Raw genomic sequence first — 1,283 nt, 5'->3', positions numbered from 1 at the left:
AGGGAGAACTCATCTCGGGGAAGGCTTCCCGCTTAGATGCTTTCAGCGGTTATCCCGACCGAACGTAGCCAACCAGCCATGCCCCTGGCGGGACAACTGGCACACCAGAGGTTCGTCCGTCCCGGTCCTCTCGTACTAGGGACAGACCCCCATCAATTCTCCAACGCGCACAGCGGATAGGGACCGAACTGTCTCACGACGTTCTAAACCCAGCTCGCGTGCCGCTTTAATGGGCGAACAGCCCAACCCTTGGGACCTACTCCAGCCCCAGGATGCGACGAGCCGACATCGAGGTGCCAAACCATCCCGTCGATATGGACTCTTGGGGAAGATCAGCCTGTTATCCCCGGGGTACCTTTTAGCCGTTGAGCGACACCGCTTCCACACGCCGATGCCGGATCACTAGGCCCTGCTTTCGCACCTGCTCGACCCGTCAGTCTCACAGTCAAGCTCCCTTGTGCCCTTGCACTCACCACCTGATTACCAACCAGGCCGAGGGAACCTTTGGGCGCCTCCGTTACCCTTTAGGAGGCAACCGCCCCAGTTAAACTACCCACCAGGCACTGTCCCCCACCCGGATCCACGGGCGCGGGTTAGACGCTCAATGCGACCAGAGTGGTATTTCACCAACGACTCCACGAATACTGGCGTACCCGCTTCACAGTCTCCCACCTATCCTACACAAGACACACCAAACGCCAATGCCAAGCTGTAGTAAAGGTCCCGGGGTCTTTCCGTCCTGCTGCGCGAAACGAGCATCTTTACTCGTACTGCAATTTCACCGGGCCTGCGGTTGAGACAGCGGGGAAGTCGTTACGCCATTCGTGCAGGTCGGAACTTACCCGACAAGGAATTTCGCTACCTTAGGATGGTTATAGTTACCACCGCCGTTTACCGGCGCTTAGATTCTCAGCTTCGACCCCAAAAGGTCTAACCGGTCCTCTTAACGTTCCGGCACCGGGCAGGCGTCAGTCCGTATACAGCGTCTTACGACTTCGCACGGACCTGTGTTTTTAGTAAACAGTCGCTTCCCCCTGGCCACTGCGACCGCACCCAGCTCCCACCGCAAAGGGCGATCACCAGACGCGGCCCCCCTTCTCCCAAAGTTACGGGGGCAATTTGCCGAGTTCCTTAACCACAGTTCACCCGAACGCCTCGGTATACTCTACCCGACCACCTGAGTCGGTTTAGGGTACGGGCCGCCGGCACACTCGCTAGAGGCTTTTCTCGGCAGCATGGGATCACTCACTTCACCTAAAACGGCTCGGCATCACCCCTCACCC

The 1,283-nt window shown here is 58.5% G+C and carries 1 rRNA gene; it reads right to left on the bottom strand.

Going from position 1 to position 1,283, the window contains the following annotated elements:
- A 23S ribosomal RNA gene (locus AR3_RS29045) occupies nt 1-1,283 on the bottom strand; the annotation flags it as partial.

Source organism: Actinomadura rubrobrunea NBRC 15275 (genome assembly GCF_001552235.1).
GTDB lineage: Bacteria > Actinomycetota > Actinomycetes > Streptosporangiales > Streptosporangiaceae > Spirillospora > Spirillospora viridilutea.
Note: the sequence above shows the minus strand (reverse complement) of the source record. Positions and strands in the feature narration are given on the sequence as shown.